General features: G+C 72.8%; 18 protein-coding genes. 7 read left to right on the forward strand and 11 right to left on the reverse strand.

Features of this window, described 5'->3' with window-relative positions; translation table 11 throughout:
* Positions 1 to 277: 277 nt before the first annotated feature.
* Entirely contained in the window at positions 278 to 535 is a 258-nt protein-coding gene (locus ACZ49J_RS04845) for a DUF1876 domain-containing protein (RefSeq protein WP_467448681.1), read from the forward strand.
* An 83-nt stretch (positions 536 to 618) separates the two neighbouring features.
* On the opposite strand, the gene ACZ49J_RS04850 is transcribed toward ACZ49J_RS04845, so the two are convergent.
* The 7 genes from ACZ49J_RS04850 to ACZ49J_RS04880 all read right to left on the reverse strand — a co-directional run bounded on the left by ACZ49J_RS04850 (position 619) and on the right by ACZ49J_RS04880 (position 12,661).
* On the reverse strand, positions 619 to 747 hold the full coding sequence (locus tag ACZ49J_RS04850) for a hypothetical protein (RefSeq protein WP_467448679.1): 129 nt from the start codon (positions 745 to 747) through the stop codon (positions 619 to 621).
* A 99-nt stretch (positions 748 to 846) separates the two neighbouring features.
* Positions 847 to 5,379 (reverse strand): HAD-IC family P-type ATPase, encoded by a 4,533-nt coding sequence (locus ACZ49J_RS04855; RefSeq protein WP_467448678.1) that lies wholly within the window; start codon positions 5,377 to 5,379, stop codon positions 847 to 849.
* A 169-nt stretch (positions 5,380 to 5,548) separates the two neighbouring features.
* Positions 5,549 to 6,679, reverse strand: coding sequence for an acyltransferase family protein (locus tag ACZ49J_RS04860; protein ID WP_467448857.1), 1,131 nt, complete (start codon positions 6,677 to 6,679; stop codon positions 5,549 to 5,551).
* A gap of 192 nt (positions 6,680 to 6,871) precedes the next feature.
* Positions 6,872 to 7,894 (reverse strand): hemolysin family protein, encoded by a 1,023-nt coding sequence (locus ACZ49J_RS04865; protein WP_467448677.1) that lies wholly within the window; start codon positions 7,892 to 7,894, stop codon positions 6,872 to 6,874.
* Positions 7,891 to 9,228, reverse strand: coding sequence for a hemolysin family protein (locus ACZ49J_RS04870; protein WP_467448676.1), 1,338 nt, complete (start codon positions 9,226 to 9,228; stop codon positions 7,891 to 7,893). The genes ACZ49J_RS04865 and ACZ49J_RS04870 overlap by 4 nt, the downstream gene beginning before the upstream one ends.
* A gap of 431 nt (positions 9,229 to 9,659) precedes the next feature.
* Positions 9,660 to 10,475, reverse strand: coding sequence for a nucleotidyltransferase domain-containing protein (locus ACZ49J_RS04875; protein ID WP_467448675.1), 816 nt, complete (start codon positions 10,473 to 10,475; stop codon positions 9,660 to 9,662).
* 473 nt (positions 10,476 to 10,948) lie between these two features.
* A complete protein-coding gene (locus tag ACZ49J_RS04880; RefSeq protein WP_467448673.1) occupies positions 10,949 to 12,661 on the reverse strand; it encodes an IlvD/Edd family dehydratase in 1,713 nt (570 codons plus the stop codon).
* A gap of 50 nt (positions 12,662 to 12,711) precedes the next feature.
* Between ACZ49J_RS04880 and ACZ49J_RS04885 the strand changes: the two genes are divergently transcribed.
* The 3 genes from ACZ49J_RS04885 to ACZ49J_RS04895 are packed head-to-tail and all read left to right on the forward strand — an operon-like array spanning position 12,712 to position 15,479.
* Positions 12,712 to 13,536, forward strand: a complete 825-nt coding sequence (locus tag ACZ49J_RS04885; RefSeq protein ID WP_467448672.1) for an IclR family transcriptional regulator — start codon at positions 12,712 to 12,714, stop codon at positions 13,534 to 13,536.
* 58 nt (positions 13,537 to 13,594) lie between these two features.
* Positions 13,595 to 14,455 (forward strand): fumarylacetoacetate hydrolase family protein, encoded by an 861-nt coding sequence (locus ACZ49J_RS04890; protein WP_467448671.1) that lies wholly within the window; start codon positions 13,595 to 13,597, stop codon positions 14,453 to 14,455.
* A gap of 10 nt (positions 14,456 to 14,465) precedes the next feature.
* A complete protein-coding gene (locus tag ACZ49J_RS04895; RefSeq protein WP_467448669.1) occupies positions 14,466 to 15,479 on the forward strand; it encodes a zinc-dependent alcohol dehydrogenase in 1,014 nt (337 codons plus the stop codon).
* Positions 15,480 to 15,528: 49 nt separating this feature from the next.
* Here the strand turns inward: ACZ49J_RS04895 and ACZ49J_RS04900 are convergent, their stop codons facing one another.
* From ACZ49J_RS04900 to ACZ49J_RS04915, 4 genes are all read right to left on the reverse strand, one after another.
* Complete coding sequence (locus tag ACZ49J_RS04900) at positions 15,529 to 16,818, reverse strand: MFS transporter (protein WP_467448667.1); 1,290 nt, start codon at positions 16,816 to 16,818, stop codon at positions 15,529 to 15,531.
* A gap of 367 nt (positions 16,819 to 17,185) precedes the next feature.
* Positions 17,186 to 17,689, reverse strand: coding sequence for a metallophosphoesterase family protein (locus tag ACZ49J_RS04905; protein ID WP_467448665.1), 504 nt, complete (start codon positions 17,687 to 17,689; stop codon positions 17,186 to 17,188).
* 4 nt (positions 17,690 to 17,693) lie between these two features.
* Complete coding sequence (locus ACZ49J_RS04910) at positions 17,694 to 20,186, reverse strand: SpoIIE family protein phosphatase (RefSeq protein ID WP_467448663.1); 2,493 nt, start codon at positions 20,184 to 20,186, stop codon at positions 17,694 to 17,696.
* 184 nt (positions 20,187 to 20,370) lie between these two features.
* Positions 20,371 to 21,699, reverse strand: a complete 1,329-nt coding sequence (locus tag ACZ49J_RS04915; RefSeq protein WP_467448662.1) for a S1 family peptidase — start codon at positions 21,697 to 21,699, stop codon at positions 20,371 to 20,373.
* A 989-nt stretch (positions 21,700 to 22,688) separates the two neighbouring features.
* Here ACZ49J_RS04915 and ACZ49J_RS04920 point away from each other — a divergent pair.
* From ACZ49J_RS04920 to ACZ49J_RS04930, 3 genes are all read left to right on the forward strand, one after another.
* Positions 22,689 to 22,904, forward strand: coding sequence for a type A2 lantipeptide (locus tag ACZ49J_RS04920; protein ID WP_467448661.1), 216 nt, complete (start codon positions 22,689 to 22,691; stop codon positions 22,902 to 22,904).
* Between the two features lie 150 nt (positions 22,905 to 23,054).
* Positions 23,055 to 23,861: a hypothetical protein gene (locus ACZ49J_RS04925; protein WP_467448660.1), complete on the forward strand. Its 807-nt coding sequence runs from the start codon at positions 23,055 to 23,057 to the stop codon at positions 23,859 to 23,861.
* Positions 23,858 to 26,107: an NHLP family bacteriocin export ABC transporter peptidase/permease/ATPase subunit gene (locus ACZ49J_RS04930; RefSeq protein ID WP_467448658.1), complete on the forward strand. Its 2,250-nt coding sequence runs from the start codon at positions 23,858 to 23,860 to the stop codon at positions 26,105 to 26,107. The genes ACZ49J_RS04925 and ACZ49J_RS04930 overlap by 4 nt, the downstream gene beginning before the upstream one ends.

The following is a 26,107-nucleotide window of genomic DNA, read 5'->3' on the forward strand; positions in this document are numbered from 1 at the left end:
CGGACGAAAGTCGTGTGGCCTGCCCACCAAGTTAGCCAACTTGTGTTCCTGGTGTGAAGATCGAAGCGCGAATTGCCCGTTCCGCGAGTGTGACCTTCGCCCCAACGCCTCGGACCGCTGCCGCACTTCACCCGGTTGTGGGCACCGGGCGCCGCGGCGTCCCGCGGGAACTTTGGCGAAGTTCCGGCGCATGTGCCGGTCGACTGGACCGGACGCGACAGCAGGCGCAGGCTGGGGACGGAGGACGGAAGCGATCAGGAGTGCAGGAGTGATCGGCATGGAAGACAAGCAGTGGACCGTGCAGATCTACATCACCGAGGACGGCGACGACACCCAGGCACGCGCCGTGCTGACGACCTCGGACACGTCGACGGTCACGGGGCGGGGCGCGGCCCGGCGCAACCCGGTCGACCGCCCCGTGCCGGAGATCGGTGACGAACTCGCCGCCAGCCGCGCACTGGAGGATCTGGCGATCCGGCTGCACGACGTCGCCTCCGACGACATCGTCCAGCTGGCCGGCCCTGTCGAACGGTGACGGCGCGCCCTCCCGCCGGGTGGCTCCGCCCTGGACGCGGCTGCCACCCGGCCCCTTGAAGTGGTGCCTTCTCCCCGGCGTACTCAGGCGGCCGCCGCCGGGCGCCGGCCGGTCGCGTACGTCTTCCAGAGCTGCATGAGCAGACGCATGACGATCGCCTCGATGACAGCGACCGCCACCTTGGTCAGGAGGGGGGTGAGCAGGTGGGACACGGCGGACGGCCCTTCTTGTGCGTGCTTGTCCGGTACCGCTCCTTTGTGCGGGCTCCGGGCTTCACGCGGTCGGCGCTCCGGTGAAGTCGGGGTCAACTGTCAATGACGTCGGGGTGCGACGTGCTCCAGCGCGGCCGGCAGCAGGACGGACGCCACTGCCGCTGCCAGACCGATGGTCAGGCCCGCCGGGCCGAGAGGCCGGCTGCCGAAGAAATGGCTGAGTCCGGGGACGGCCACCACGAGGACGAGTGCCACGAGCGACCCCGTGGCGGCCAGGGCGACCAGGGGGTCGCGGCCCGCGTCCGTGAGCGTCTGCAGGAGCTGGGAGGCCACGAGGGCGACCAGGGCGACCGAGCCGGCACGGGCCCGTGTGCCGGTCATCCTGGCGACGATCCACGCGCCGCCCGCCGCGGCCGTGGTGATGGTGGCGCGCAGTCGGAGGTCCCGGGTGAGGGCCGCGCCCAGGGAGGCCTCGGGTCCTTCCGCGAGCAGCTTCTCCGCGCTGCCCGCCGGGGGCCGGGCGGCGATGGCCATCGCGGGGAGCATGTCGGTGAGGATGTTGACGAGGAGGAGCTGACGGGCGTTCAGCGCGCTGCGCCCGGTGAACACCGTGGTCGCCAGAACGAACGCGATCTCCCCGAGGTTGCCGCCGAGAAGGATGCCGAGCGCCTTGCGGACGGAGGCCCACATGGCCCGGCCCTCCACGATGGCGTCGACGACGGTCTCGATGCGGTCGTCGGTGACCACGACATCGGCGGCGCCGCGCGCCGCGGGGGTCGCCCGGGAGCCGATCGCGATGCCGACGTCGGAGATCCTGATGGCCGGGGCGTCGTTGGCGCCGTCCCCGGTGACGGCGACGACGCGCCCGGCCGCGCGCAGCGCCGTGACGATCCGTACCTTGTGCGCGGGGGTGACCCTGGCGAAGACCGAGATCCCGGGCAGGGTCCTGGCGAGTTCTGCGTCGTCGAGGGCGTCCAGTTCGGGGCCGGTCATCATGCGCGGTTCCTCGTCGGGCCGCAGTTCCCCGGCGATCGCGGCGGCGGTGCTCGGGTGGTCTCCGGTGAGCATGACGATCCGTACGCCGGCCGCCGCCAGTCGCTCGACGCTCTCGGCGGCGGTGGAGCGCACGGGGTCCGCCAGACCGAGCAGGCCCAGCAGGCACAGCCCGTCGACGTCCGCGTCGTCGAGGGACACGGGGGCGTTGGCGCCGGGAGCCGGCAGGGTGCGTTCCGCGACCACCAGCACCCGCAGGGCCTGCCGGGCGTGCCGGTCGATCTCCCGGTCGATCTCTTCCCGCAGGTCCGCGTCGAACGGCGTGTCGGTGCCGTTCCGGCGGACGCGGTCGCAGCGGGCCAGGACGACCTCCGGCGCGCCCTTGACGACGAGCAGGGCCTTGGCCAGCTCGCGGCCCGGCGTGACCGGGGGCTCGCCCGCACCCATCCGGCCCAGCACCGCGTGGTACCCGCGCGCAGGCTCGAACGGAAGTTCGGCAAGCCGCTGCCAGCCGTCCGGGGCGACCAGGTCGGGGGTGGCCGCGGCCCGCTCGGCCCCGGTCGCGATGGCGCGGTCCGTGGGGTGGGTGAGCACCGAGGCCGGGCCCACGGGAGCCGCGAGGGCCGCCGCGGCGACGACCCTGCGCAGCCGTGGGGTGAGTGCGTCGAGGGGACGCCGCTCACCGCCGTCGGAGACCTGCTGGAGGCTGATCCTGCCCTCGGTGAGGGTGCCGGTCTTGTCGAAGCACAGCACGTCGGTGCGGCCGAGCGCCTCGATGGTCGGGGCGCTGCGTACAAGGGTGTTGCGGGTGGACAGCCGTCGGGCGGCGGCGAGTTCCGCGACGGTGGCGATGAAGGGCAGCCCTTCGGGAACGGCGGCGACGCAGAGGCTGACCGCGGACCCCAGAGCGGCGCCGAGGGGCTGCCGCCGGATCAGGCCGACGGCGAGCAGGACGACGCCGGCCGCGACGGACAGGGGCAGGAACCAGCGGCCGAGGGCGCTCAGGCGCCGTTCCACCCCGCTGTCCGGGAGGCCGTCCGACGGGGCCGCCTCCGCGGCGCTGCCTGCCTCGGTGGCGGCCCCGGTGGCGACGACCACGGCGAGCGCGTTGCCCGCGGCCACCGTCGTGCCCTGGTACAGCATGGAACGGCGGTCCGCGACCGCTCGGGCGGCCGTCGGCGCGGGTGCCTTCACGACGAGTTGCGACTCGCCGGTGAGGCTCGACTCGTCGACCTCGAGACCCGTGGCCTCCACCACGCGGCAGTCGGCCGGGACCGCGTCGCCGGCCCGCAACTCGATCACGTCGCCGCGCACCAGGCGGTCGGCGGCCGTTTCCGTGGCCTTGGGCCGGTCCGCCCTGCGCAGCCGTACCCGGGCGGAGGTCGCTGCCACGAGCCGCTCCGCCGCACGGTCGGCGCGGAGCCGCTGGGCTCCGCCGAGGAGCGCGTCCACCGCGATGACGCCGCCGATGAGCACCGCGTCCATCACGGACCCGAGCGCAGCCGAGATACCGCCGCCGATCGCCAGGACGGGGGTGAGCGGATTGGCCAGTTCCTCCATCACCCGGCCGATCAGGGTGACGGGAGCGGCCCGTCGTTCGAGTCCGGCGAACTGGTGGCGCCGTGCGGCCTCGGCCTCCTCCAGCCCCCTGGACGACGTACCGAGCCTGCCCATGACCTGACGTACCGTCATGGCATGCCAGGGCGTGCGCTCCACGGCGACGGGCGCCGGGCGGCTGCGCAGCATCCACCCCTCCCAGGTGCCCGTTGCCATCGCGGCGATGGTCACGCCGTCGGTCACCAGACGGGCGCGCGCCCAGGCCCGGGGAAGCGGAACGGCGAGGGCCAGTGCGGTGCCCACCAAGGCCCCGACCGCTTCCATCCGGACGCACTGTCTGCTCAGCCGCAGGGCCTGGGGGACGGCGGTCAGCAGCAGGTGCGCCACTTCGGGAGGACCGGCGACGTCCGCGTCCCAGGGCACCCGACGCAGCCCGGCGGTCACCCCGATGCCGAGGTCGGCACGGACGAGGGCGCGACTGGTCCGGGAGGTGACGACGGCGACCCCGTGGCCTTCCTCCTGAAGGGAGCGGACCAGTGCGGACGTCCGCGTTCCGCCGACCGGAACGGCCTCGTCCAGTTCGAACCGGCGGTGCAGTCCGGGCGGGCCGCCCGCGAGGACGACCCGCCCGCAGCCACGGGCCGCCTGTACCAGATGGTCGGCCAGCGGGTGCAGCTGCGGCACCAGATTCGCGACGGCGACCGGCTCGCCCTCGCGGAGCACGAGCAGCGCCCTGCCGCCCTGTTCGGCCCACTCCCCGACCAGGGCGGCCGTCTCCCCCGGCAACGCCGCCCCGGCCGGGTGGCCTTCGGCGAGCGGACGGAGCGCCCAGCCCGCGCGCTCCTGGGGCTGTGACGGGTCGGCGCCGTCGGTCAGCTCGTGGACCCTGGCGTGGATGTCGTCGACGTCCGCCGCCTCAGCCGTCCCGTCCGTGCCGGAGGACGGACCGGCCGCCGCCAGCGGTACCACGGTGCCGACCGTCCAGGTGCCCGTGGCCAGCACGCGTGCGTCGAGGACGACCGCGTCGACGCGGTCGAGACGGCGCAGGGCGGCGGGCCGCAGGACGAGGGCTCCACGGCCGGACGCCGCCTGCCCGACCGCGGCGGCGAAGGCCTCGCGGCCGAGCCGTGGACCTCTCGGCGTCCCGCCGATCAACAGGGCGAGCGCGCGGTCGTGGCTGCGTGAGAGGGCCGCCATGAGCCCGTAGCCCGTGAGCGCCGAGGGGATGGCGACGTTGGCGTACCGCTCCGTGGGTCCCGGCCTCAGCGGGGTCGGCCGTTCGAGCGCCGGCGCGGCGTCGTGGCGGTACGTTCCCTCCCGTTCACCGAGCCGGTGCGCCCAGTCCTGCCAGGAGCGGCGCCTGGCCCTGGCCTCCGTGTACCGGACACGGGACATGAAGGCGGTCACGAGCGGGCCGAGCGGGCGGAACGTCAGTGTGGTCGCGAGCAGGTTCGCCATCGCCCAGCCGGTGTCGGCGGCGGCCTCGCCCAGTCGCCGCTCGGCGGCACCCCGCAGCAGCGGCGTGGCGTCGGTGACCTGGATGAGTGCCGGCACGACCGGGGACAGACCGGGCAGCCTGGCGGCTCGGCCCGCCACCGCCACTCCCACGGCGGCGAGACTCACCCCCAGCTGCGTCGCCGCACCCACTTGCCCTTCGGGACCGCCGGGATACCCCACGGCGCGTCGGGCCCGTTCCGTGTCCGCGCCGGCCCCGCCCCGGCCCTCCTCTCCGGCCGTCCCGTCGGCGGCCGCCTCGGCCTCGGCCTCCGCAATGACGGCGACGACGCGTTCGAGATCGGTTTCCGCGGGGTCGCCGCCGACGTACACACAGCCGAGGGTCCCGTTCACCTCGGCACGCACCACCCCCGGCACGCCCGCCAGGCGTGTCTCCAGATCTCGGGCGGCCCCGGTCGCCCCTGGCCGCCCCAGACGGTGGACCTCGATCTGCCACCCGCCGGGGACCTGCCAGGTCCGCCTCGTACGCGGCGGCAGCACCCGTGCGAACTCCGACAACGCCGTGGGCATCGCGCTCACCGCCTCCGCGGCGGTGCGCACGGTCTTGGAGAGCAGGGCCCCGATCACATGGCCTCCGCCATGGGCTCACGGTGGTGCGCGGCTGCGCCGGCCAGGACGAGCCGGGCAAAAGCGCCTTATCCGAGTATGGCCATACCTCTCGGACGCTGTCCTGTCCACGGCACGGGGCACGGCTCGCGCGCCTCGGGCACCGCGGGCACCGTCCGCCCCGGCGAACTCACCGCGAACGTGCCAGGTCGGTGGCGTCCCGCTGGAAGGCCCACTCCATCCTCGGCTCCATGGCGAAGCGGAAGACGCGCCGCACGGGCGGGGTGCACAGCGCCGTGATCAACGCGACGGCGACGAGGGTGACGGCGATCTCGCCCAGCGGCCGGTGGATCCAGTCGTGGTCGTACCAGCCCCAGAAGCGGGATCCCTTGGCGAGGAAGCCGTGCAGCAGGTAGCCGTACAGGGTGCCCGCCCCCAGTGCCGTGAACCATGTCCTGCGCCGCGGCACCCAGGCGAAGAAGCAGGCCACCAGGATCACCGAGCAGCCGAACAGGGCCAGGGTCATCGCGGCTCCGGCCCAGCCCGGCGCGGCAAGTTCCTGGGCGCTGTCGCGGCGGTAGAACCAGGCCGCGTTCATGTGCGGCGCCATCCAGTACGCGACCGCCAGTGCCCCGGCGAAGACCGGGACGGACAGCAGGCGCACCTCCCTGCGCCGTACCAACTGGAAGTGCTCCGGCTTCAGGCACAGCCCGAGCACGAAGAAGGGCAGGAACTGCAGGACCCGCTGGAGGTCGAGATCGTCACCGATGTCGGGCGAGACGGAGGCCAGAGCCGCAATCGCGAGGGCCAGCGGCAGTGGCCGGCGGACGGCCTTCCACAGCGGTGTGCTCAGCCGCCAGATGAACAGCGCGCCCAGGAACCACGTCAGGTACCACGGGTCCAGCAGGCTGATCGCGTGGCCGGGATCGTCGTCGGCCCACCTCTTGAACAGCGAGTACGCGACCTCGAAGAGCACGTACGGGACGGCGATGCCGGTGACCAGACGCCGGATCCGGCCCGGGCTCGCGTCGAAGCTCCGTGAGAAGTAGCCCGAGATGACGATGAACGCCGGCATGTGGAAGGTGTAGACGGCGATGTAGAGCGCGGCGGCGGCCCGGCTGTCACCGCGCAGCGGCTCCCACGCGTGCCCCATGGCCACGAAGACGATCGCCAGGTACTTGGCGTTGTCGAAGAAGGCGTCCCGCCGCTTGTCCGCCGGCCTCGGCTCCCGCGCCGGGACGCGGGCCTGTCCCGACGGGGGGTGCGGTTGTTGCGACGGTGTTCGGGCCGACCTCTCGGACGCCCGGCTCACCGAGCGCACGCTGTCACTCACAGGCCCTCCCGAGTGAACCCGGAGCCGCGGTTTCACGTCTTACTTCAAATGGGGATGGTGTGTCGGCGCTGAACATCCTGAGCACCCTAGCCACCCAGGTGGGTCACAGCACAATCCCGCAGGAGGCGCGGCCGCGGGTATCGGCCGTCCCGCGCCGGGGCGCGCGGGACGGCGGGGCACTCACGCGGCGGCGGGGGCCGGGCCGACGAGTTCGGTCAGGACGTCCTCCATCGTGACGAAGCCGATGACCGCCCCGGTGTGTCCGGTGACCGCGGCGAGGTGGCTGCCGTCGGCGCGCAGAGCGGTGAGGGTGTCGTCCAGCGGAGTGTCGATGCGGACCCGGGTGACCGGGTGGAAGACGCCGCGGGGAAAGGGCCGGTCGCGTTCGGAGACACCGAGGGTGTCCTTGATGTGCAGGTAGCCCAGCAGGGTCGCGTCGGGGCCGGTGACGGGGAAGCGGGAGTAGCCCGCCTCGGCCGCCGTCCGCTCCAGTTCGGCGGGGGTGACCTCGTGTCCGACGGTGCGCATCCGCTGGACCGGGACCAGGATCTCACCGACCGGCCGCGTGCCCAGTTCCAGCGCGTCGCGCAGCCGTTCGCCGTCGGCGGGCGACAGCAGGCCGGCCTCACTGGAGTCGACGACCATGCGCGCGAGCTGGTCGTCGGTGAAGACCGCCTCGACCTCGTCCTTCGGCTCCACCCTGAGCAGCCTCAGCAGCGCGTTGGCGAACGCGTTGATGCCGAAGACGACCGGCCTGAGGGCCTGGGTGAGGGCGACCAGGGGCGGGCCGAGCAGCAGCGCGGTGGGCACCGGGGCGGCGAGGGCGATGTTCTTCGGGATCATCTCGCCGATCAGCATGTGCAGGTACGTCGCCACGGTGAGCGCGATGACGAACGCGATCGGGTGCACCAGGGCGCCCGGGACGCGGGCCGCCTCGAAGGCGGGCTCCAGCAGGTGAGCGATGGCCGGTTCGGCGACCGCCCCGAGGACCAGCGAGGAGACGGTGATGCCCAGCTGTGCGGTGGCCATGAGCGCCGAGAGGTGCTCCAGTCCCCACAGGGTCATCCGGGCCCGCTTGTCGCCCTCCTTCGCGCGCGGCTCGATCTGGCTGCGCCGCACGGAGATCAGGGCGAACTCACCGCCCACGAAGAACGCGTTGGTCAGCAGGGTCAGGGCACCGATGGCCAGTTGCAGAACCGTCATCGGGCCACCTCCGGCTGCTCCTCGCCCGGCACGGCCGCGGGTTCGGTGATCCGGACGCGGTCGGCGCGGTGGTGGTCGACGTCGAGGACGTCCAGCCGCCAGCCGTCGACGTCGAGCACGTCGCCCTTGGCCGGGATGCGGGCCAGGCGGGTGGCGACCAGGCCGGCCACGGTCTCGTACGGGCCCTCCGGCGCCGTCAGCCCTATGCCGGTGAGCCGGTCGACGCGGACGGAGCCGTCCGCCTCCCACGCGGCACGCCCGTCCCCCGTGCCCGGGGCGGGCAACAGGTCGGGGGCCTCGACGGGGTCGTGCTCGTCGCGTACCTCGCCGACGACCTCCTCGACGATGTCCTCCACCGTGGCGACACCTGCCGTGCCGCCGTACTCGTCGATGACGACGGCCATGGTGCGCATCGCCCGCAGCCGCTCCAGCAGCCGGTCCGCGGGCAGGCTGTCGGGGACCAGGAGCGGCTCCGTGGCCAGCTCGGTCACCGGCGTGAGATGCCGCTTCCCGGGTTCCAGGGCGAGCACGTCGCGGATGTGGACGGTGCCGACGACCTCGTCGAGGCTGTCGCGGTAGACGGGGAAGCGGGACAGGCCGGTGGCGTACGACAGGTTCGCCGCGTCGGCCGCCGTCGCGTGGGCCTCCAGCGCCCGGACGTCGACCCTCGGGGTCATCACGTTCTCGGCCGTGAGCTCGCTCAGGTGCAGGGTGCGCACGAAGAGTTCGGCGGAGTCCGCCTCCAGCGCGCCCTCGGCTGCCGAGTGCTGGGCCAGCGCGACGAGTTCCTCGGGGGCGCGGGCGGAGGCCAGTTCCTCGGCCGGTTCCAGGCCGAAGCGGCGCAGGCACCGGTTCGCGGTGTTGTTGAGGTGCCGGATGAACGGCCCGAACGCGGCCGTGAAGCCGCGCTGCGGCGCCGCGACCACCTTGGCGACAGCGAGCGGCCGGGAGATCGCCCAGTTCTTCGGCACCAGCTCACCGACCACCATCAGCATGACGGTGGAGACGGCCACACCCAGCACGGTCGCCACCGACGAGGCGGCACCGCCGAGGCCGACCGCCTCCAGCGGGCCGCGCAACAGCGCCGCAAGCGACGGCTCGGCGAGCATGCCGATGACCAGCGACGTGACGGTGATGCCGAGCTGAGCGCCCGACAGCTGGAACGTCAGCCGGCGTACGGCCTTCAGCGCGCTCGCGGCACCGGGCTCCCCTGCCTCGGCGGAACGCTCGAGTTCGCCGCGTTCGACAGTGGTCAGGGAGAACTCGGCGGCGACGAACACGGCGCAGGCCAGCGTGAGGAGGAGGGCCGCCAGGAGCAGCAGGACCTCTGTCACCGAGCCACCCCCGCTCCCTCACACGCGGGCCACTGGGGCCGCGGGCCGGGCATGGCACGGCTGGTACTGGGAGGTTCACCCATGGCGGGACCGTAACTCCTTCGCAGTTCGGCGGGTCGAGCGGACCCGTGGTGGCGGGAGGGCGTCGACGCCCTCCCGCCTTATGGTAAAGGACGAGTAAAGCGTCCCGGTCAAGTCCCTGGCAGCCCACGACTTGAGGCACACCGCGGACTTTTCCGGGCCGAGGGCGAGAGTTCCCAGTCGGCGGACTCATCACCCCTGCGCTTCTACGCACTTGTAGAGAACGGCTGGACGATCCCGGTTGTTCCCCGTGCCGCGGCCTTCGAGGGCCACGGCACGGCCATCACCACGACGGCCACCACTGTGGCCCCGGCGCCGGAGGTGAGGACGACAGCGGCCCCGTGCCTCCTTCAGGACGCGAGCTGTCCACACACCTCGGCGGTCAGCCCGTCAGCGGCGTCGAGCGCGGCGCCGAGTGCGTCCGGGGCCGTGCCGAGGGCGGCGAACAACTGATGCGCCCGCTCGGCGAAGTCAACGGGCGCGCCCGGGAGTTCACCCGCGGCCCGCACCGCGCCCTTTTCGTTCAGCAACCAGCGCCCGGCGTGAGCGTGCAGCGCGTGCACGAGGAGCCCGACCGCGCGGAAGAGGCAGCCGGCGACATGGAAGGTGTCGCCGCGCACCGCACCCTTGCGGGCGCCGGCCAGGATGAACGGAGCCTCCCACCGCGCGTTGGCGATCAGTGCCTCGCGCAACGGCTCCGGATAGCGGCGGGTCTCCTGCCGCAGGGCACGCAACTCGCCGTCGGGGTCGGCGAGAACGCGCCCGACGGCCACCTCACCCGCATACGCGTGGGAGTACACCCCCAGAGGATGACCGGGCTGGACACCGATCTCGAACTGGCCCTCACGACACTGCTGCCAGATCCTGTGCACGCGGTCCAGATCACGGTAGATCCAGTCGACGCGGTGGCCGTCCACGGTCAGCCACGCCCCGCCGTCCACCCACGGCCCCCAGCCGCCCGGCTCCGTCACGTCGACCGGCCCGCCGGTCAGCTCGGACGCGAGGTGGCGCAGGCCGGCCGTGTCCAGCGGTGGCCGGTAGTACAGGCCCAGGTCGTAGTCGGAGTCAGGGTGATGTCGGCCTCTCGCCCGGCTTCCGCCGAGGCACACCCCGACGATGCCGCCGACCTCGGTCAGCCTGTCCGCGATCTCCGTCAACCGGTCCACGGCGACGAGTCTGCGGAACCCCGGCGCATCCCGCGACCGGTTTTCCGACCACCCGGGACCCGCCGTGCACGGCGGGTCCCGGGTCGGGGCCGAGCCGCGGCCGTACCGGGCCAGTCGGGTGTTCACCCCCCGTACCGGCGCCCGGCTGGACACGTACGCGGGCGCCGTCGTCAAGACCTCGACGCCGCGGAAGTGGCGGCGGGTGTCGACGAGGATCCCGTCGTTGGTGGCCTGGCCGGAGAGGCTCGTGCCGCCGGAGCGGAACCTCGGGGGCGGGCCGCGGGCGGCACTCGTGCGGCGGCAGCGCGGCCACCCGCGCCGGGTCCTTGGGAGTGACCACGGCGTCGGGCGCCAGCAGGTGGTACGAGGCGCCGTGGGCGAAGGACAGCCGGTCGGTGGCGCGGGCGGCGGCCGCGCCCGGTGCCGCCGCCTCCAGGCGCGCGAGCAGCGCGCCATCGGCGGCGAGGAGCCTGTCAGTGCGACTCACGGCTCACCTCGGAGCCGCTGGAGCCGACGAGGAAGTCCAGGTCGGCACCGGTGTCGGCCTGCAGGACGTGGTCGACGTAGAGCCGTTCCCAGCCGCGGCGGGGGCTCGCGAAGCCGGCGACCGTGGCGTCATTGGGCCTTCGGCCCGCGAGTTCGTCCGCGGGCACGTCGACGTCGATGCGGCGGGCCTCCACGTCGAGGCTGATGAAATCCCCGGTCCGCACGAGGGCGAGCGGGCCGCCGGCCGCGGCCTCGGGAGCGACGTGCAGGACGACGGTGCCGTAGGCGGTGCCGCTCATCCGGCCGTCGCAGACACGGACCATGTCCCGCACGCCCTGCTCCAGCAGTTTCTTCGGCAGCGGCATGTTGGAGACCTCGGGCATGCCCGGGTATCCCTTGGGACCGCAGCCGCGCAGGACGAGGACGGAGTCGGCGTCCACATCGAGGTGGGGGTCGTCGACGCGGGCGTGGAAGTCCTCGATGCTGTCGAAGACGACGGCCCGGCCGCGGTGGCGCAGCAGGTGCGGCGAGGCGGCGGCCGGTTTGATCAGCGCGCCGTCGGGGGCGAGGTTGCCGCGCAGGACGGCGATCCCGCCCTCGGCGACCAGTGGCTCGGCCCGGGTGCGGATGACCTCGCCGTCCCAGATCGCGGCGTCGTCGAGCGAGTCGGCCAGGGGCCTTCCGGTGACGGTCAGCGCCTCGGGGTCGAGCAGGTCGCGTACCTCGCGCAGGACGGCGAGCAGGCCTCCGGCGCGGTGGAAGTCCTCCATGAGGAAGCGGCCGGCCGGCTGGAGGTCCACCAGGACCGGCACGGGGGAGCCGATGCGGTCGAAGTCGTCGAGCGTCAGGTCGATGCCCAACCGGCCCGCGATGGCCAGGAGATGGACGACCGCGTTGGTGGAGCCGCCGATCGCGGCCAGCGCCACGATCGCGTTGTGGAAGGACGCCTTGGTCAGGAAGGTCGCGGGCCGGCGGTCCGCGCCCACCATGTCCACCGCCAGGCGGCCGGTGTGGTGCGCGGCCTCCAGCAGACGGCTGTCCGGAGCGGGAGTCCCGGCCACGCCGGGGATCACCGTGCCCAGCGCCTCCGCCACCAGCGCCATCGTCGAGGCCGTGCCCATCGTGTTGCAGTGGCCGCGGCTGCGGATCATCGCCGACTCGGAGCGCGTGAACTGCTCCTGCGAAAGGGTGCCCGCCCGCACTTCCTCCGACAGCCGCCACACATCGGTGCCGCAGCCCAGCGGTGTACCGCGGAAGGTCCCGGTGAGCATCGGGCCGCCGGGGACGACGACGGCGGGCAGGTCGACGGAGGCGGCGGCCATCAGCAGCGACGGGATCGTCTTGTCGCAGCCGCCCAGCAGCACCACGCCGTCGACGGGGTTGGCCCGCAGCATCTCCTCGGTGGCCATCGCGGCCATGTTGCGCCAGAGCATGGCCGTGGGCCGTACGTTCGTCTCGCCCAGCGACACCACGGGCAGGTCCAGCGGGATCCCGCCCGCCTCGTGCACGCCGTCGCGCACCGAGGCCGCCACCTCGTCCAGATGCGCGTTGCAGGGGGTCAGGTCCGACGCGGTGTTGGCGATGGCGATCTGAGGCCGGCCGGTGAAGGCGTCGCCCGGTACGCCCCGCCGCATCCATGCCCGGTGGATGTAGGCGTTGCGGTCCTGGCCCGCGTACCACTGTGCGCTGCGGAGCGTCACCTCTGAGCCCCTTCCAATAGTCGGTACGGCGGTCTACTGTTCGGAACGTCATGAAGCGTACGCAGACCTCCGGCGGATCGACAGACCCCGGCGAGGACAGCGCGTCAGAAGCCGGCAGCGGCCGTCTCGTGGGGTCCGACCGGGTGCTCGCCGTCCTCAAGGAGCTCTCCCGGTATCCCGACGGTGCGGGGCTGGAGGAGCTGACCCGCGTGATCGGCAGCCCCAAGCCGACCGTGCACCGGGCGCTGGGTGCGCTGCGCCGGGCCGGTCTGGCGGACCAGGACGCCCGCGGCCGTTATGTGCTCGGCGACGAGTTCCTGCGGATGGCGTTCGCCCACCACGAGGCCCGCCCCGACCACGTCCGGGTCCGCCCCGTACTGGAGGCCCTGGCGCACCGGTTCGGCGAGACCGCGCACTACGCGGTGCTCGACGGCCGCGAGGTCGTCTACCGCGCCAAGGTCGACCCTCCCACCGGTGCCGTGCGTCTGACGTCGACGATCGGCGGCCGCAACCCCGCCCACACGACCGCCGTCGGCAAACTGCTGCTCACCGGGCGGCTCAGTTCCCTGGAGGACGTGGAGGCGTGGGTCGGCGGTTTCCCTCTGGAGCGCCGCACGTCAGGGAGTCTGTGCACGCCCGCCGGGCTGCACCGGGACCTGGCACTCACGCGCGGACGGGGCTACGGCGTCGACGACCAGGAGAACGAGAAAGGGGTCAACTGCCTCGCCCTGCCCGTGTACCTCACCTCGCCGACCATCCCCTCGGGGGCCGTGAGCATCAGCGCGCTGGCCTACCGGACGCCCCTCGCGACCCTGGTCGACGCGCTCGACGAGATCCGCGCGCTCGTCGGCCCCCTCGGCGCGCCGCACCGCTGAGGCCTCACCGACCGCTCCCCGCACCCACCGCCCCGCCGACCGACCTGGAGACAGTCCCGTGTACCTCATGCGCATCGGTGCCCCCGGCGCCGAGAAGCCGATCGCCCGCATCGACGACGACACGTACGTCGATCTCTCCGACGTCGTCACGGACTTCGACGAGGCGTTCTTCGGGTCGGGCGGCATCGACCGCGTACGCCCCCTCGTGGCCGAGCGGGCGGAGGCGGGCCGGGTGTCCCGCTTCGCGGGGGAGCGCGTCGGCGCGCCCGTCGCGCGCCCGCACCAGATCCTGTGCATCGGGCTCAACTACCGCGACCACGCGGCCGAGAGCGGCATGCCGGTCCCCGACGAGCCGATCCTGTTCACCAAGTCGCCCAACACCCTGGTCGGCCCCCATGACGACGTGCGCATCCCACGCGGGTCCACCAGGACGGACTGGGAGGTGGAGCTCGGCATAGTGATCGGCAGGCGGGCCGGCTACCTGGAGTCGGTGGAGGAGGCGCGCGACGCCATCGCCGGGTACGTCGCCGTCAACGACGTCAGCGAGCGCTCCTTCCAGCTGGAGCGCGGCGGGCAGTGGGCCAAGGGCAAGTCCGCGGAGACCTTCAACCCCGCGGGGCCGTGGCTGGCGACGACCGACGAGATCGACGACGTCCTCGCGCTCGACATGTGGCTCGACGTCAACGGGGTGCGGCGGCAGACCGGCAGCACCAAGACGATGATCTTCGACCCGTACTTCATCGTGCACTACCTGAGCCAGTTCCTCGTCCTGGAGCCCGGCGACCTGATCAACACGGGCACCCCGCCCGGTGTCGGCATGGGCCTCACCCCGCCGGTGTATCTCCAGCCGGGTGACGTGATGGAACTGGGCATCAAGCACCTCGGCACGCAGCGCCAGCACGTCCTCGGTCCCCGGTGAGCGGCCCTCCGTGCGCGCGTTCGTACTGACCGCCCCCGGCGCCTACGAGGTCCAGGACCTCCCGGCGCCGGCGGCCGGCCCCGGCGAGGTCGTCGTCGACGTCGAGCGGGTCGGCGTGTGCGGCACCGACGTGGAGTTCTTCACGGGCGAGATGGCCTACCTCCACCAGGGCCACTCCGCTTACCCGATGCGGCCGGGCCACGAGTGGGCCGGTCGTGTGACGGCGGTCGGGGACGGCGTCGACCCCCTCTGGCTCGGCCGCCGTGTCATGGGTGACACGATGCTCGGCTGCCGCACCTGCCGCCGCTGCCTGCGCGGCCATCAGCACGTGTGCGAGCGGCGGCAGGAAGTCGGCATCCGCGGCGGCCGTGCGGGTGCCCTCGCGGAGCAACTCGCCGTACCGGCCTTCTCCTTGCACGCTCTGCCGGACGCCGTCGACGCCGTGCTCGGCGCGCTCGTGGAGCCGGGCGGCAACGCACTGCGCGCCGCGCGGGCCGCCGCGCCACGGCCCGGGGACCGTGTGCTGGTCCTGGGGCCCGGAACGATCGGGCTGCTGGTCGCGATGTTCCTGCGCGCCGCCGGTGCGGAGGTGCACCTGATGGGCGCCACCGACGGTTCCCTCGCCTTCGCCCGCGGTGTGGGCTTCGCGCACGTGTGGGCGGAGGACGCCGTGCCGGACCTGCCGTTCGACGCGGTCGTGGACGCCTCGAACGCCGCCCATCTGCCGCGCCGGGCCCTGGACCTCGTCGAGCCTGCCGGACGCGTCGTGTACGTCGGGCTGGCCGGCGAGCCCAGCGGGATCGACACCCGCGTCCTCGCCCTCAAGGACGTCACCGCGGTCGGTGTCCTGTCCGCCTCGCCCGGCCTCGACGCCACCATCCAGGCGTACGCCGCCGGTTCGGTCGACCCCAGGCCGCTCGTCGCCGCCACCGTGGGCCTCGACGAGGTGGGCCCCGTGCTGGCCGGTGAGCGCCCGGCCGGAGCCGGCCCCGGCCCCAAGGTCCATGTGGACCCCCGCCTCTGACCCCGGAACAGGTGCGGTCCGCCGTCGAGCGGCGCCGCACCCGGCCGGTTCACCGCGTCGTGGACGACCGTCGCCGCCGGCCCGTCTCCCGCTGGTCCGGTGCGGCCGTACCTCGTCCGCGTCGTCTCCTCTCCACGGCGACGGCGGCGAGAGCCGCGGCCAGTGAGGCGAGACCTCCCACCCAGAGGCCGGAGCGGGCGCCTGCCTCTTCGGCGAGCCCGCCGACGAACAGGGCACCCAGCGGGGTGGAGCCCTGGAGGATCAGGGTGTACAGGGCCATGACGCGACCGCGGTACCGCGGATCGGTACCGAGTTGGACCCGGTGGTTGGTCGCCTGGGCGAACCAGACGGTCGCGAAGCCGGTGGGCACGAGGAGGACCACCGCGGCGGTGAAGGAGGGGGCGCACCCCGCCGCGGCCTCCAGCGCCCCGAAGGCGAGCGCCGCCACCAGCACCGTACGGGCGGAGGGGCGCCCTCGGCGCGCGGTGGAGGCGAACGCGGCGCAGAGCGAGCCGACGGCCAGCGCGACCGTCAGCAGGCCGAAGGCGCCCGCGTCGGCGTGGAACTCGGTCTTCGCGATCAGGGGCAGCGTCAGCTGGAAGTTGAACCCGAACGTTCCGACGACCACCAGGAGCGCCAACGGCATGACCAGATCCCGGCGGGTCGACACATAGCGCAGCCCGTCGGCCACCCGCGCGCGCTCCGGGGTCGTCTCGGCGCGGTGGAGTTCCTCCGGCCGTATGCGGCACAGCGCCACCACGGTCGCCAGGTAGCTCACCGCGTTGAGCAGCATCACGGCACCGGTACCGAACACGCTGAGGAGGAGTCCGGCGAGCGCCGGGCCGACCATCCGGGCTGTGTTGAAGTACGCGGCGCTCAGAGAGGACGCGTTCGGCAGACGTTCCGTGCCGACCATCTCGCTCACGAAGGCGATGCGTGTCGGCGCCTCGACGGCGTTGACCACGCCGAGCCCCAGCGCGCACAGACACACATGCCACAGCTGCGCGCGGCCGGCCAGGACCACAGCGCCGAGCAGGAGCGCCAGCAGGGCCGAGACGAGGTTCGCCGCGGTCAGCAGGCGGCGCTTGTCGAAGCGGTCGGCGAGCCGCCCTCCGTGCAGTGTCAGCAGGAGCACCGGCGTGAACTGCAGCGCTGTGACGAGGCCCAGCGCCGATCCGGAGTCCCCGGTCAGGGACAGCACGAGCCAGTCCTGGGCCACCACCATCATCCAGGTGCCCGAGACGGACACCACTTGTCCCACCGTGAAGAGCCTGAAGTTCCGCACCCCCAGGGAAAGGAAGGCGGTGGCGAGGACGCGTCGGGTGTGGTCGGATCGCATCTCACGCCTCGTGTGCCGTCGGCAGGGTGGGCCGTCCGGCCGCCGGAGTCGGCGCCGGGTGCCTGACGGGCCTGTCCGGCGAGGCCCGGCCGAGGCTGATTGTGTCCGGGGCCGGGGACCGGCCGACGGGGACACGCGGTGCGGCCGGGGGCGTGCGGCGGCTGATTCACCTGGATGACGAGCGTCACCCCGGAGTGCGGTTCCGGCGGCCCGCCGTGCCGTGCGCCGTAAGACGACGCGCGGACGTGGGCCTCGGTGCGGGGTTCGTACGGGCTGCGCGGCGGTGGCCCCGCGGGGCCGCAGGAGCGCGCATGCTCGCCACGGACGTCACCCATGGATCACCCTGCTGGGAGAAGGGCGGCTCGGGTCAGGTCCTGGGAGGCAGGCGGTGCAGCCGCACCTCGTCGAGGCGGCCGTCCGTCACCAGGGCCGTCATGTAGGTGCAGTGGGGCTGGCGCCGGCGGTCCGTCGGTGAGCCGGGGTTGAGCAGGCGCAGGCCGGTGTCCGTGGTGGTGTCCCAGGGGATGTGGCTGTGGCCGAAGACGAGGACGTCGAGGCCGGGGAAGCGTTCGGCGCAGCGGCGTTCACGGCCCGGGGCGGGGCCCGTCTCGTGGATGACGCCGAGGCGCAGGCCGTCCAGGTCGGCGTACGCCACCTCGGGGAGCCGGGCGCGCAGGGGTGGGCCGTCGTTGTTCCCGTACACGCCGATCAGGCGGCGGGCCCGGCTCTCCAGCAGGTCGAGTGTGGCGGTGTCCACCCAGTCGCCGGCGTGGACGACCACATCGGCGTGCGGGAGTTCGTCGAGGAGCGGCGCGGGCAGGGCCTTGGCCCGCTTCGGGAGGTGGGTGTCGGACATCAGGAGCAGACGCACGCCTTCAGGGTGTCACGACGGGCGGGAGGTCTCCCCCGACGGGGATCTCGGCCCACACCTGCTTGCCGCCACCGGCCGGCACGGTTCCCCAGGCCGACGACATGGCCTCGACGAGGAGGATGCCGCGGCCACCGGTGGCCTCCCAGGCCATGCTGGCCGGTCTGACCGGGGTGCGCGGGGAGGAGTCGGCGACCGCGATGCGCAGACGGTCGTCGACGAGGGTGAGGTCGAGGCGGACTTGGCCGTCGGTGTGGACGAGCGCGTTGGTGACGAGTTCGGAGACGGCGAGGAGTACGGCGTCCGCCTCGAAGCCCACGCCCCAGGCGCGCAGGGTGCGCCGGGTGAACCGGCGGGCGTGCCCGACCGCCTGGGGGACCCGCCACACCGTCCAGGTCTCCCGCAGCGGTCGCAGGTCCATGCCGTCGTAGCGCATGAGGAGCAGCGCCACGTCGTCGGCGCGGTTGGCCCCGCCGAGCAGCGCGTCGGCCACGAGGCCGAGGTTCTCGGGGTCGGCGGCGGCCAGGTCCCCGGCGAGCCGGTCGAGACCGTCCTCCACGTCGGTGTCGGCCGACTCGACGAGGCCGTCCGTGGTCAGGGCGAGCACGGTGCCGGGCGGCAGGCTCAGCGGGGTCATGGGAAAGTCGGCCTGGGTGAGGACGCCGAGGGGCGGGCCGCCCTCCGACTCGACGATCTCGGTGGTGCCGTCGGGGTGGCGCAGGACCGGGGGCAGGTGTCCGGCGCGGACGCACCAGGCGGAGCCCTCCTCCAGGTCGATGTCCACGTAGCAGCAGGTCGTGAAGAGGTCGGTCTCCATGTCCATCAGGAGCCGGTTGGCGTGGGCGACCACGACGTCCGGCGGGTGTCCCTCCACGGCGTAGGCGCGCAGGGCGGTACGCATCTGCCCCATGAGGGTGGCCGCTTTGGCGTTGTGGCCCTGCACGTCGCCGATGACGAGGGCGACGTGGTGGTCGGGCAGCGGGATCACGTCGTACCAGTCGCCGCCGACCTCCAGGCCCGCCGTGGTGGGCAGGTAGCGGGCGACGGCCACCGCGCCCGGCAGCCGGGGCAGCCTGCGGGGCAGCAGACTGCGCTGGAGCATGCCGACCAGTTCGTGTTCGGCGTCGAGGGCGTGGGCGCGCATCAGGGCCTGTCCGGCGAGGCCCGCGGACGCGGTCAGCAGGGCACGCTCGTCGGGGCCGAAGTCGTGCGGGCTGTCCCAGCCGATGAGGCACGCCCCGGCCATGCGGTCGCCGGCGGGCAGCGGCAGGACCGCGAGGCCACCGGGTCCGACGTCGGCGAGGGCGGGTTCCAGGGCGGTCCCGGCGGGCCAGATCGCGGCGCGTCCCTCACGGAGGGCGGCGGCGAGGGTCGGCATGGCGCGTACGGGCGCGTCGGGCCACTCCGAGCGCCACTCCAGGCGCCACAGCTCGGGCCAGGCCTCGGGGTCGGGCGGGTCGAGGACGGTGACGATGAGGCGGTCGCCCTCCAGTTCGGCCAGGGCTATCCGGTCGGCCTGCAGGGGTTTGCGGAGGGCGGCGACGACGGCCTGGCTGACGTCGCGGACGGTGCCGGCGGTGGCGAGCGCGGAGGCGAGGCGCTGGACGCGGGCCACGTCGTCGAGTCCGGAGCGCAGGGTGGAGGCGTCGGCGAGGGTGCCCACGAGGCGGGCCGCGCGGTCCTCCGTGGCGGGCACCAGCCGGGCCCGCAGCCGCAGCCACTTGGGCTCGCCGGACGGCCGCAGGACCCGGAACTCCAGTTCTCGTTCGCCGAGGGACGCCGGGTCCGACCCGACCATGGACATCAGGGAGGGCAGGTCCTCCGGCACGGTCCTGGCCAGCAGGGTCTCGACGCGGCCGTCGAAGTCCTGCGGCCGCAGCCCGAACAGGGCGAGCACCTCGCCGTCGACCGTGACGTTCCCGGTGCCCATGTCCAGGCCGAACGAGGCGCCCGGCGCGGGGCGCGGGCCGGCGGTGGCGGTGGCGGTGGAGGCCGCCTCGGCGAGCGGGGCGAGGCACAACCGGTCCTCGGTGTCGAAGCCGTCCTCACTCTCGCTGACGGCGAGGAGGCAGCCGCCCTCGCCCAGCGGCAGTACGCCCAGCGAGAAGCCCCCGGCCCGCGCGCGCCGGACGTCGGCGTCCCGGCGGAGTTCCGCGAAGGTCAGCCACAGGGCGCTGCCGGTGCGGCAGGCCTCGGCCACCGGGGACGCTCCGGAGGCGGGGTAGCTGTCCCGCAGCCCGTACAGCTTTCTGGGCGCGCCGGCCGACTCGATGAGGCTCAGCAGGTCACCGTCGTCGTCCGCGGTGTACACGGCGACGGCGGTCGCGCTGGTGTAGGCGAGCGCCAGTTCGAGGACGGAGCGCAGTCGCGGGTGGGGGTGCCCCCTGCCCGAGCGCAGCCGGGAGCCCGCAGGAGGGTCGGTGTCGGCGGTGAGGACCTGAAGGGCGAGTTCGGCGCGCGGCGTCCTCGTTCCGCGCCCCGCCATACCCTCACCCACCACGTCCGCAATTAGAGCGCTTCCCGGGCGGCCGCGCAGCCCTTGTGACAGTTCCCGCGTCGCGCGTCCTCGCGCCCGGTGACACAGAACGGTCCGGCCCTCCCGCCGGAGGGCCGGACCGTTGCGCTGCCCGGTCCGGAACCGCTGGATACGGCCGGGTCAGCGGCTCATCGGCCCGGAGGCCGGATCAGGGGTTGGTGACGCTGATGCCGCCACCCTCCTCGACCTCTACTTCCTGGCCGGCCTGCTCGTTGCCGACGCCCTGCTCCTCACCGGCACCGGCTTCCTCTCCGGCTCCGGCCTCTTCGCCCGCACCGGCCTCCTGGCCCGCGCCGGCCTCTTCACCGGCACCGGCCTCCTCACCGGCACCGGCCTCGCCGTCGCCGGCGGCACCGCCGTCTCCGAGGGTCGCGCCCGTGGCCTCCAGAGCGGTGGTGACCGGCTGGAAGAAGGTCTCGCCGCCGACCGTGCAGTCGCCGCTGCCGCCGGAGGTCAGGCCGATGGCGCTGCCGTCCGCGGTGAACAGGGAGCCGCCGCTGTCGCCCGGCTCGGCGCAGACGTTGGTCTGGATGAGCCCGGTGACCGTGCCCTCCGGGTAGTTGACCGTGGCGTTGAGGCCCGTGACCTCGCCCTCGTTGAGTCCGGTGGTGGAGCCCATGCGGATGACGGGCTGACCGACCGTGGCCTCCGCGGCCTGGGTTATCTCCACCTGGTTGCCGTCGCCCGTGTCCACGGTGCTGGCCGCCTGGGTGGCCGGGTCGTCGTAGTTGACCAGGGCGAAGTCGCCCGCGCCGGGGAAGGTCGCCGTCTCCGCGTCCACGGTGCCGATCGGCGCGCCGTTCTCCTCCTCGGACCACTCGGCCGCCGCGACACCGCAGTGACCGGCGGTCAGGAAGGCCGGGTTGCCCTCGGCGTTGGTGACGTTGAAGCCGAGCGAGCAGCGTGCGCCGCCGCCGAAGATGGCGTCGCCGCCCTCGGCGAACGTCTTGAAGGTGCCCTGGGACTTCTTGACGGTGGCGACGCCGTCACCGAGGGACTTGACGGTCGACTGCAGTCTGTCCCACGTGTCGCCGGTGACGGTGGAGTCGGCGGTGACCCGGATCTCGTTGGTCTTCGGGTCGACGGCCCAGGCCGTGCCCGGGATCGACGCGTCGGCCTTCAGCGTCGCCTCGGCGGTCTTGATCGTCTCGGTGCTGTTCTCGACCTCGTTCGGAACCGCGCCCGCGGCCTCGATCTGCTGGATCACCTGGCTGTTGTCGCCGACGACGTTGACGATGATCTGCTGCTTGTCGCCGTCGTAGTACGAACCGGCGAACGCGTCACCGAGCAGTTCTTCGAGCTGACCGGCCACGTCCGGCACGTCGGCCGCCGTGAACGTCTTGGGGGCGGCGGCGGCCTTGTTGTCGTCCGACTGCCCAGCCATGGCGTTCGGGATGACAAGTGCCGCCGCTCCGAGCGCCACCACGCTTCCTGCCGCGATGACAGCCTTGCGCTTGGGTGTGCGTTTGTGACTCAACTCTGAACCTCCTGGGGACGGGGGCCAGGGCCTCCGTCCGGCAGTGACTGGGGCGCCTGGATGCCTGTTGATACGCACGTGCCGTGTGGGGTGTTCAACGCCCGTAAGAATCAGTTGAGAACGCTGACTCGTGTTGTGCCAGAGGAGATCATTTCCGGCTACTTCACCCCACACCCCCCTGAACTGTGGCCTCATACAAGAGAGTTGAGTGACCGTCGGATGGCGTGACGAAGGCGAGGGCGAGGGGAGCACTCCCTTCCGGGGACGGACACCGCCGACCGCGGCCGGCCCGGCACCCCATGGCGGGAACCCGCGGCGCACGGCACGCCCGCCCCGACGACGACGGCTGCGCGGGCTCCGGATTTCAGCGAACCGTCGCGGAAGCGAACGCCGCCTCCGCCCCCGGCCGCACATCACCCGGGCCTGCGACGGGCCTGCAACCCGGTTGACCGCCACCGGTTCGACTCCATCCCGAAGCAGCCTCACTCGGGTCACAGCTGCACCTTGAATGCACTCCGGACGCACCCCACACGATCCGCTACCGAGCGGTAGCGATCCGTTCACGAGGCGGGGCCGAATCCTGGCTTCAGCGAATCTCCACATCGATTGCGCAACCAAGTCACGGCACGCGGCGAATAAACACAGCCTCACGGGGCGCGGCACGTCATTGCGGCGGGAGTGTCCCGTTCGTTTCCCGGGTGGCAATGAAGGGGGCGCGACGATGCCGCGCACCGTGTGAAGAAGTCGCCACCGAGTCGTGTGCGGGCCTGCACCGTTGGTTGCTTCGCGGTCTCAAGTTGCCTGGTGAGAGGCGCCGTTGATTGGAAGCCCGGAGCGCGACCGTGCTTTGATCCATCGCACCGCGGGAGTCGCCCGAAGGTTCCCCGGGGGACCGACGGGGCCGACGCCTGCGGGGCGCGGCCGACCGTCTGTTCCAGAAGGGGGCCGCTCTCCCCCTTATGAATATCCATACGAAGGGAAGTTCCAACATGAACTCCACCCCCCAGGTTGAGACCGTCGAGATCTCGGACGCCGACCTCGACAACGTCTCCGGCGGTCTGTCCGTGAACGCCGTCAACACCGTCACCGGCGCGGTGGACGGCATCGTCCCGCTGTCCTCGACCGTTGACACGGCCGTCGGCACCGTCGAGGGCGTCACCGGCCTGAACACCGCTCCGGTCACCAACCTGGTCGCCGGTCTCTGATCGCGCCTTGTTGTCCCTGAGTCCCGGAACCACGCCATGGTTCCGGGACTCTCGGTTGCCGTAATACCCGTCCGCCGCACAGGACCCGGCACGTCCCGTCCCGTCGCGCGCGGGCGCCTTACTCCTTGACGAGCAGGTGAGGGAAGTCCCGTGCAGTTCCGCCAGCAGGCCCTCGCCAAGCTGCAGTCGCCCGAGGAGCTCGACCTGCCGGTGCGCTTCGCCCGCCCCCAGGGCTGGCTGGTGCTGTCGGTGACGGTGGTCGTCATGGCCGCCGCGTCCGTGTGGGCCGTGACCGGTTCGGTGGCGTCCACCGTCAGCGCGCCCGCCATCCTGACGCACGGGCAGGGTAGTTACGTACTCCAGAGCCCCGTAGCGGGCCAGGTCACCGCCGTACTCGCCCAGCAGGGCCAGCGGCTCCCCGCGAAGGCACCCGTCCTGAAGGTCCGTACCGAGCAGGGCGAGACCGTCGTCCGCACCGTCGCCGCGGGCCGGATCACCGCGCTCGCCGCCCAGATGGGCCAGATCATCTCCACCGGCGCCGACGTCGCGGCCGTCGAGAAGGTCGCCCAGGCCGACGACCCGCTGTACGCGACCGTGTACGTGCCCGCCGAGAACGCCGCCACGATTCCCGACGACGCCTCGGTGGACCTCACCGTGCAGTCGGTCCCGACGCAGGAGTACGGCGTGCTGCGCGGCCATGTGAAGTCCGTGGACCGGACCGCCCAGACCCCGCAGTCGATCACCACGTTCCTCGGTGACAGCCAACTGGGCGAGCAGTTCACGAAGAAGGGCCGGCCGGTGGCCGTGCTGGTACGCCTGGACCGCGAGGCCGCCACCGAGTCCGGCTACCGGTGGTCCTCGCAGGACGGACCGCCGTACAAGCTCACCTCCATGACGATGGCCACGGGTTCGATCCACATGGCCGATCAGCGTCCGATCGATTGGCTGCTGCCGTGAGTTCGCCCAGCGCGTCCCAGGAGACCGCTCCACCGCCCGTACGCGGCCGGCGCAAGGCGGCGCCGAAGCGCCCGGCGCCCAGGCCCAGGGGGAAGCAGAAAGCGGTCCGTACCCCGACCGTCCTGCAGATGGAGGCCGTGGAGTGCGGTGCCGCGTCCCTCGCCATGGTGCTCGGGTACTACGGGCGGCACATCCCGCTGGAGGAGTTGCGCATCGCGTGCGGTGTCTCCCGTGACGGCTCGCGCGCCAGCAACCTCCTCAAGGCGGCCCGCGGTTACGGCCTGACCGCCAAGGGCATGCAGATGGACCTGGCGGCGCTCGCCGAGGTCAAGGCGCCGGCCATCCTGTTCTGGGAGTTCAACCACTACGTCGTCTACGACGGCATGGGACGCCGCTTCGGCCGCCGTGGCGTGCACATCAACGACCCGGGCAAGGGGCGCCGGTTCGTGCCCATGGAGGACTTCGACTCCAGTTTCACCGGGGTCGTCCTCGTCATGGAGCCCGGGGAGGACTTCGAGCGCGGCGGACGCAGGCCGGGCGTGCTCGGCGCCATGCCGGCCCGGCTGCGCGGCACCTCGGGCACCATGCCCGCCGCCGTGCTGGCGAGCCTGCTGCTGGTGGCGGTGGGCGCGGCGGTGCCCGCGCTGAGCCGCACCTACATCGACATGTTCCTGATCGGCGGCCAGACCTCACTGCTGGGCGTGCTGTTCGCGTCGATGGGCGCGTCGGTTGCCCTGACCGTGGTGCTGACCTGGCTACAGCAGGCCAACCTGCTGCGCGGCCGCATCATCTCCTCGACCCTCTCCAGCGCCCGGTTCCTGCGCCATCTGCTGCGGCTTCCGGTCACCTTCTTCTCCCAGCGCAGCCCCGCCGACCTGGTCCAGCGGCTCCAGTCGAACGACGCCGTGGCCGAGACCCTGGCCCGTGACCTCGCGGCGGCGGGCGTGGACGCGATCGTGGTCGTTCTCTACGCGGTGCTGCTCTACACCTACGACCCGCAGCTCACCTTCGTCGGCATCGGCGTGGCCCTGCTCAACGTGGTCGCGATGCGGGTGGTCGTCAAGCTGCGCGCGACCCGCACGGCGAAGCTGCGCGCCGACAGCGCCCGGCTCACCAACACGGCGTACACCGGTCTGCAGTTGATCGAGACGATGAAGGCGACCGGCGGCGAGGACGGCTACTTCCGCAAGTGGGCCGGTCAGCACGCCACCACCCTGGAGGAACAGCAGCGCCTCGGGGTGCCGAGCGCCTGGCTGGGTGTGGTCGCGCCGACGCTGGCCACGCTGAACAGCGCGCTGATCCTGTGGATCGGCGGCATGCGCGCCATCGATGGCCACATCTCGGTGGGTCTGCTGGTCGCGTTCCAGGCGCTGGTGACCCGCTTCACCGCGCCGCTCACCCGGCTGAACGGTGTCGCGGGCCGCATCCAGGACTTCGCGGCGGACGTGGCCCGGCTGAAGGACGTGGAGAACTTCCAGGCGGACCCGCTGTACGCGCGCCGGGAGGGGGCGGAGTCCACGCGCCGGCTGCACGGGCACGTCGAGCTGCAGAACATCTCGTTCGGCTACAGCCCCCTCGACAAGCCGCTGCTGACCGGCTTCGACCTGACCGTGGGCCCGGGACAGCAGGTGGCGCTCGTCGGTGGCTCGGGCAGCGGCAAGTCGACCGTGTCCCGGCTGATCTCCGGCCTCTACACCCCGTGGGAGGGCGTGATCCGCATCGACGGACAGCGCCTGGACGACATCCCGCGCGGCGCGCTGGCCGCCTCGGTGTCCTTCGTCGACCAGGACGTGTTCCTCTTCGAGGGCACGGTCCGGGACAACGTGGCGCTGTGGGACCCGTCCATCCCGGACGACGCGGTCGTGGCGGCGCTTCAGGACGCGGCGCTGTACGACGTCGTCATGCGCAGGCCGGGCGGCATCCGCAGCCGGGTCGAGCAGGACGGCCGCAACTTCTCCGGCGGGCAGCGCCAGCGTCTGGAGATCGCCCGTGCCCTGGTCCGCAGGCCCAGCATCCTGGTCCTCGACGAGGTGACGAGCGCGCTGGACGCCGAGACCGAACTCGTCGTCATGGACAACCTGCGCAAACGCGGCTGTGCCTGTGTGGTGATCGCGCACCGCCTCAGCACGGTCCGCGACAGCGACGAGATCGTCGTCCTCGACCACGGCACGATCGTGGAACGCGGCCGGCACGACGAGCTGGTGGCGCGCGGCGGCGCGTACGCCCAGCTGGTCAGGGAGCGCTGA

This window comes from Streptomyces sp. NPDC030840 (assembly GCF_055572015.1).

Coding starts and splice junctions, on each gene's coding strand:
- ACZ49J_RS04845 (WP_467448681.1), top strand. CDS start 278: ATGGAAGACAAGCAGTGGACCGTGCAGATCTACATCACCGAGGACGGC.
- ACZ49J_RS04865 (WP_467448677.1), bottom strand. CDS start 7,894: ATGACGGTTCTGCAACTGGCCATCGGTGCCCTGACCCTGCTGACCAAC.
- ACZ49J_RS04885 (WP_467448672.1), top strand. CDS start 12,712: ATGAAGCGTACGCAGACCTCCGGCGGATCGACAGACCCCGGCGAGGAC.
- ACZ49J_RS04900 (WP_467448667.1), bottom strand. CDS start 16,818: ATGCGATCCGACCACACCCGACGCGTCCTCGCCACCGCCTTCCTTTCC.
- ACZ49J_RS04920 (WP_467448661.1), top strand. CDS start 22,689: ATGAACTCCACCCCCCAGGTTGAGACCGTCGAGATCTCGGACGCCGAC.